The organism is Mycobacterium sp. (assembly GCF_049673265.1).
Classification (GTDB): Bacteria; Actinomycetota; Actinomycetes; order Mycobacteriales; family Mycobacteriaceae; genus Mycobacterium.
In genome coordinates, this window is record NZ_JBATXN010000127.1 from 1 (window position 1) to 1521 (window position 1521).

Genomic DNA, 1521 nt, shown 5'->3' on the forward strand with positions numbered 1-1521 from the left:
GTGCTTCGGCGCCAGTCCGGCGATCGCCGCCGACCGTCGACACCGACGCAGTCGAGTTGGCGGCAAAGGTATTGCGCTCCGGCGAACCCGCGGCAATCCTGATCGGTGGCGACGCCACCCGCGGCGCGGGGTTGACGGCCGGTGCCCGCATCGCGGCGGCCACCGGCGCCCGCTGGTACTGCGAAGTATTCCCCACTCGGCTGGAACGCGGCGCCGGCGTACCCGCCGTCGAACGGATCGCTTACTTCGCCGAGGCCGTCGCGGCTCAACTCGACGGTGCCAAACACCTGATCTTGGCCGGGGCCGCCGCACCGGTGTCGTTCTTCGCCTACCCGGGCAAGCCGAGCGATCTGGTGCCGGAGGGCTGCCAAGTCCATGTGCTCGCCGAACACGCCGGTGCCGCAGAGGCTTTGACGGTGTTGGCCGACGAGGTAGCGCCCGGCACGGCTGCTGCTGTCGCCCCGCCATCACGTCCGCAACTGCCGACCGGTGCGTTGACCGCCGCGACGGTGGCCGACGTGATCGGCGCACTCATGCCCGACCGCGCGATCGTCGTCGACGAGTCCAACACGTCCGGTGTACCGCTGACGGCAGCAACCGCCGGCGCGCCCGCCCATGACTGGTTGACACTGACCGGTGGGGCCATCGGATTCGGCATCCCCACCGCCGTCGGCGCGGCCGTTGCCGCGCCGGACCGGCCGGTGCTGTGTCTGGAATCTGATGGATCGGCGATGTACACGATTTCGGGCCTGTGGACCCAGGCGCGGGAGAACCTCGACATCACCACGGTGATCTACAGCAACGCCGCCTACGACATTCTGCGGATCGAGTTACAGCGGGTCGGAGCCGGCTCGGCGCCCGGCCCTAAGGCACTTGACCTCCTCGATTTGTCCCGTCCCAAAATGGATTTCGTCAAGATTGCCGAGGGCATGGGAGTTGCGGCGCGGCGTGCCACAACTGCCGAGGAGTTCGCCGACGCATTGGGCGCAGCCTTTGCCGAACCGGGCCCGCACCTGATCGACGCGGTGGTGCCGTCAATCCTCGGTTAGTTCAGCAAGGTGGTTGACCAGCCAGTCGGCCAGCCTATTGATGACATCAACTCCGGTTTCGAATGTGCCGTCGTGAACTTCGGCGGCCAGCGCGACGCCCATGTGCCCGGATCCGCTGGGGACGATGGCGAACTGGCGCACCAGGTACTGGCCATGCGTCCCCGGACCCCAACCGCCCTTGGCCGCAAGGTCTTTAGCGGCCAGTCCCCAGCAGTGATCGGCACAGAGGTTGCGCATCAAATCGACTACGGGGTCAGCATCGGAAATGCTCGGCAGCCGGGCGGCGAACTGCGCCTGCCGGACCAGCGACCACTGCGTTTGCCCGAATGCTGTGTAGCCGGGGCGAAGTCGTCGTGACTCGACCGCGGTGGTTGTGTCGCCCGCGTCGTGGATGACGGCTTGCACCTTCTTTGCCGCCTCGGCCGGGTCTCCGAGTTGGGTCCACAATTCTTCGGATGCGGCGTTGTCGGAT

The 1521-nt window shown here is 67.3% G+C and carries 2 protein-coding genes; one reads left to right on the forward strand and one right to left on the reverse strand.

Annotated features, from left to right (window positions below; genetic code table 11):
• Positions 1–1049, forward strand: a 1049-nt coding sequence (locus tag WBF82_RS04445; RefSeq protein WP_424381890.1) for an acetolactate synthase large subunit, incomplete at its 5' end; no start/stop codon positions are given.
• On the opposite strand, the gene WBF82_RS04450 is transcribed toward WBF82_RS04445, so the two are convergent.
• The coding region (locus WBF82_RS04450; RefSeq protein ID WP_424381891.1) for a hypothetical protein at positions 1035–1521 on the reverse strand (487 nt) is incomplete at its 5' end. The two genes, WBF82_RS04445 and WBF82_RS04450, sit on opposite strands and share 15 nt — an antisense overlap.